The organism is Pseudoalteromonas sp. NBT06-2 (assembly GCF_002276045.1).
Classification (GTDB): domain Bacteria; phylum Pseudomonadota; class Gammaproteobacteria; order Enterobacterales; family Alteromonadaceae; genus Pseudoalteromonas.
On sequence record NZ_NQMR01000235.1, the window covers coordinates 1 to 5,818 of the forward strand.

Annotated in this window: 2 protein-coding genes; one reads left to right on the forward strand and one right to left on the reverse strand. The window is 36.1% G+C overall.

The window, feature by feature from the left end:
- The first annotated feature begins 85 nt into the window (after positions 1 to 85).
- Complete coding sequence (locus CJF42_RS24565; protein WP_095369156.1) at positions 86 to 298, forward strand: hypothetical protein; 213 nt, start codon at positions 86 to 88, stop codon at positions 296 to 298.
- 540 nt (positions 299 to 838) lie between these two features.
- Here the strand turns inward: CJF42_RS24565 and CJF42_RS24570 are convergent.
- A complete protein-coding gene (locus CJF42_RS24570; protein WP_095369157.1) occupies positions 839 to 5,455 on the reverse strand; it encodes a hypothetical protein in 4,617 nt (1,538 codons plus the stop codon).
- Positions 5,456 to 5,818: the final 363 nt, after the last annotated feature.

Here is a 5,818-nt window from a genome sequence, read left to right on the forward strand (position 1 = left end):
AATTTAATCTGATTGGTATAACCCTTTAATTTCTGAATTAAACCCTGAGGGTGTAAACCTAGCCGTAGGTAAAAAATATAGCTTCATGATTATGTCTGTTGCGGGTATGAGTAACTGTACTATTTACACTTCATTTATACCTCAAGCAAACGAGTATTATGAGATGAGTGTGTCAGGTATGTTAGGCGCGCATTCCTCACATTGTAAAGCAGAGCTGTATCGAGTTGATGAAACAACTAATAAAATATCTCCTGTAGAGTTTCAGTATTATGGTGAGTGTCGAGAGCCAGCTAAATAAACACATAATAAACAAGGATAGGTCGCGCGTAGCCGACACCTTATCTGGAACAAAATGTGCTTTTACTTCACCTAATTTTTTGCTGGCATACCAAGCCATTTCACTGATATCAAAACCATTATCTGGAAACTGTTTTGCAAAGCCTAATAGTGTTAAAAACTTGGGCTCAGAACCTATTTTTACAATATCGTCTTTATTAAAATGATCGTAATGAATATGAGAATACATTACGGCAGTGGTTTTTGTTAGAATATGAGGTTCTGAACCGTAAGTTAAAGTTGGATTTAACCATAAAATAAGCGATTCAATATTAATGGCACTTTAAATATTTAAACTTTCAGTTTAGACCAATGAATATGCAGTTCGAGGTTATAAAATACAAGTATTTTAACCGACAAAGTTACATGCCATGGTAAACAACACCACAAAACTAACTTCTTAATACATTAATTATAAAATGAGCGCAAAGCAAAATTTAATTAGCGCTCATTTATAACTTATCTTACTACTCTCTTTTATACAAAAAATCCAATTCCATTATTATTCAACATGAGAAGTAGAATCTTTATTTAAACAGTTTATTACTTCGTTCATCAGCCCTTTAGCAGAAACACAAAGTTTATCATTAAATGAAATTTTATTAAGTCCAGTAAAATCGCTCTTTCTGATTTTAATCCCGGTGGTAATATTTTTTATTTCAATATCATCCAATGAATTATTAAACATATTTAAAGTATCGATTGTTGGAGGCTGTATACGAATGCCTGTCGTATTAATTGAGTTTTCCGTGCTTATCTTAAGGCCTTTAATTGAAGCTGTCATGGAATGTAAATCAATTCCAATGCCGTCATTCTGTAATCCTTTGATATTGATATTTGTAAGTACATTAGCGTTATTGAAATATCCAATATCCTTAAGTCCAATACCTTCAATATCTTTAGGAGTGAATTTGTTCCAATCACACTTGTTAAAGTCAATATCTTTTAACGCATTAAGACATGTGCGAGCATTAAAGTGTATTCCTGTCTTAGCGTTTGTAATCGCTATATCTTGGAAATGAGTATGTGTTGACCTATTTATCTCGATCCCCTTATCAAAGCCCTTTATAGACAAGTCCTTGAAAATAGATCGCGAAATACTATAGGGAGCAAGAATAGCAATTGAATTATTATCAGATATTACTGTATTTTCAAAGCCTATATCTTTGATTTCAACCCCAGTAAAACCAACTTTTTTTCGGTTTTCATCTATAATTCCCAACTGTAATAATGCAGAGTCACTATATTCCCCGCTAAGAATGGTTTCTTCACTGCCTGCGCCTGTAATGATAATATGCTTCATACTCCCATCATTGATATCCAATTTTAGAGATTCTTTACCTAAAGTATAACGACCCCTTTCAAGGTGAACACCTTTAAACTCATTTCTTGCTATTTCAATAACTCCTTTCAGGTGTTGAGTACAACTAGTATTGTCTAATTTTTTGCAATTAGCCTTTATAAATGAACTGGTATCTAGATAGCGATCTTTTGGATTAAATGTAAGAAAATCATCAGAAAATGTTGGAGGTGTCATATATACTTTCTCATCCCATCGATTAACAGCATTAAACTTCCCATCACTAGGATATAGGCTACCATGAACTGTTTTTAAATCATCAATGTCATACTTAATTTTCCAGCCATTCTGGCCCGTTGAACCAAAAAAATATGAGTTAGAGTTAATTGACTTAAAAAGTATACTTTCACTTGGTAACGGGTGAGTATCGAACCCTTGTATAAAGCTACCATCTGATACAAAAGTATTTACATTTTCTATTTCAATCGCTTTTATCATTCCTTCAACATAAAGGTTGCTAATAAAAAAGAAAGTCTCCGAATTTTCATGTAACTTAGCATTTAAGGCGGTATTCGTTATAGGCTTATCTACCCCTGCGTCTCTATAAACAAAATCAATGTTGTATCCGTATTTGGGCCCAGCTCTTTGAATGACCGAGTCTTCAAGGTATATACTTGCAGGGCTACCTTTTACAGTAATTGCATTCTTCAACATGGCATCTATTAATACCTTTGAAAAGTAGTAATCTCCTTGTGGAGAATCAATATTGATGCAACTATCGCACGCTCCTACCTCAATATTATCGAGTTCAGCTTTATTCATATTATTAAATTGTATCGCCGTTCCAAAACCAAATATTTGAAGGTTTCTTGCGCCAAAATAGACTGAATTTTGAGTTTGTATCGCTTTAAGGCCTATTCGCTCTGTCAATTTTTGTACTTTGTCTGCAAACTGAATTGTTAAATCAGAAAATATAACACTACCATTTTTGACATTATCGATGTTAATAAAATTAACCTTGCTACTAACATTTAGCTTAGATAATAATTTTGAAGCACCGGCTATTTTTACAGGTTTAACTATATCGATAGGCGCATCTAACTCTAAAGTAAAATCACCTGCTGGAATATAAACATACTTGTTATTTTTATATGCAAAATCAATTGCGTTTTTTAAAGCATAAAGATTTGCGACACCATCTTCACCAACTCCAGATTTTGCACCGCATTGTTTTATTGAAATATAATCTGTATCAACGCTGCTAGGGCAACTCGAAACAATAGCCTCTTGGGTAACATTGCCAGTTCCATCTGCAAATTCACATGAGATCTTTGCGGTTTTGGAACCTATAATAGTCGGATAATAACTCGATCCACTTGAAGTAATCATTGAGTTATCTAATTTGCACTCACTATAACCATCAAGTACTACATCCCAAATTAATTCTGAACCACCACCGTGCTTTATTTGAGCTGGATTCCACTTTAAAACAGGAGTTGTTACCACTGTTAAATTAGCAGTTGTCGATACTGTTTTACCGTCAATGCCTGTACATTCAAATGTTGAAGTAACACTAGTTGTACGATTATCTCCAGACCATGCACCTGAACGACCAACAACATTACCATCTCGGCGACAACTCGTTGGTGTAGGAGCATTGGTTGAAGACCAGTTTAATATTGAGCTTTCTCCATGATTTATCGTAGAAGGTGACCAATATAATGATACCGAAATTGGAGGTGGAGGTGAGAGTACTTGTAAATTAGCTGTTGTCGATATTGTTTTACCGTCAATGCCTGTACATTCAAATGTTGAAGTAACACTAGTTGTACGATTATCTCCAGTCCATGCACCTGAACGACCAACAACATTACCATCTCGGCGACAACTCGTTGGTGTAGGAGCATTGGTTGAAGACCAGTTTAATATTGAGCTTTCTCCATGATTTATCGTAGAAGGTGACCAATATAATGATACCGAAATTGGAGGTGGAGGTGAGAGTACTTGTAAATTAGCTGTTGTCGATATTGTTTTACCGTCAATGCCTGTACATTCAAATGTTGAAGTAACACTAGTTGTACGATTATCTCCAGTCCATGCACCTGAACGACCAACAACATTACCATCTCGGCGACAACTCGTTGGTGTAGGAGCATTGGTTGAAGACCAGTTTAATATTGAGCTTTCTCCATGATTTATCGTAGAAGGTGACCAATATAATGATACCGAAATTGGAGGTGGAGGTGAGAGTACTTGTAAATTAGCTGTTGTCGATATTGTTTTACCGTCAATGCCTGTACATTCAAATGTTGAAGTAACACTAGTTGTACGATTATCTCCAGTCCATGCACCTGAACGACCAACAACATTACCATCTCGGCGACAACTAGTTGGTGTAGGAGCATTGGTTGAAGACCAGTTTAATGTTGAAGTTTCCCCATAATTTATTGTAGAAGGTGACCAATATAATGATACCGAAATTGGAGGTGGAGGTGGGAGTACTTGTAAATTAGCTGTTGTCGATACTGTTTTACCGTCAATGCCTGTACATTCAAATGTTGAAGTAACACTAGTTGTACGATTACCTCCAGTCCATGCACCTGAACGTCCAACAACACTGCCATCTCGGCGACAACTTGTTGGTGTAGGAGCATTGGTTGAAGACCAGTTTAATGTTGAAGTTTCCCCATAATTTATTGTAGAAGGTGACCAATATAATGATACCGAAATTGGAGGTGGAGGTGGGAGTACTTGTAAATTAGCTGTTGTCGATACTGTTTTACCGTCAATGCCTGTACATTCAAATGTTGAAGTAACACTAGTTGTACGATTACCTCCAGTCCATGCACCTGAACGTCCAACAACACTGCCATCTCGGCGACAACTTGTTGGTGTAGGAGCATTGGTTGAAGACCAGTTTAATGTTGAAGTTTCCCCATAATTTATTGTAGAAGGTGACCAATATAATGATACCGAAATTGGAGGTGGAGGTGGGAGTACTTGTAAATTAGCTGTTGTCGATACTGTTTTACCGTCAATGCCTGTACATTCAAATGTTGAAGTAACACTAGTTGTACGATTATCTCCAGTCCATGAACCTGAACGACCAACAACATTACCATCTCGGCGACAACTAGTTGGTGTAGGAGCATTGGTTGAAGACCAGTTTAATGTTGAAGTTTCCCCATAATTTATTGTAGAAGGTGACCAATATAATGATACCGAAATTGGAGGTGGAGGTGGGAGTACTTGTAAATTAGCTGTTGTCGATACTGTTTTACCGTCAATGCCTGTACATTCAAATGTTGAAGTAACACTAGTTGTACGATTACCTCCAGTCCATGCACCTGAACGTCCAACAACACTGCCATCTCGGCGACAACTTGTTGGTGTAGGAGCATTGGTTGAAGACCAGTTTAATGTTGAAGTTTCCCCATAATTTATTGTAGAAGGTGACCAATATAATGATACCGAAATAGGAAGTGGTTGTATGACGGTAAGCGTAGCTGATGTTGAAACAGTCGTACCGTCACTACCTGTACACTCAAAATTTGATGTGACGTTGACCGTCCGATTGGTACCTAGCCAAGAACCCGAGCGCCCAACAACATTGCCATCACGGCGACAGCTTGTAGGAGTAGGGGCATTGATAGAATGCCAGTTTAATGTTGAACTTTCTCCATAATTTATGGTGGTAGGTGACCAAGATAAAGAAACAGTAGGTGTCCCTACAGCTAAAGCATTAGTACTTAAGATTAGAGGTAATGTAAGCGTAATTAAAATAATTACGGTAGATATTGCTTTAATAAAATATTGCATTATTTAAAATATATCCTTATTTATTGTAACTAAATTACTTTAAACAAACTTTCAATAGTATTTTTGATTAAAGCTTTTTCATTTAAAATTCAGAGAAGATTAGTTTTCTTTATATTTCCTTTATATTCAAAAGGATACATGTATTACAAGACGTACTGGATAGTAATTTAAATATGAAAGAAAGTAAATAGGACTTTAATGGGAACGTCCTTAACTTTAACCTTCCATTGTCAGCAAATTAGTTTGTGACATTATATTAAGGGGATTTTCGGCCATTTCAGCGAAAAGTCCAGTGTGTCGCTGTAAGCCTTATTGAATAAGGGCTACAGAGTAGCTCTATAAAAGAGTAAATTGAAGCCATTG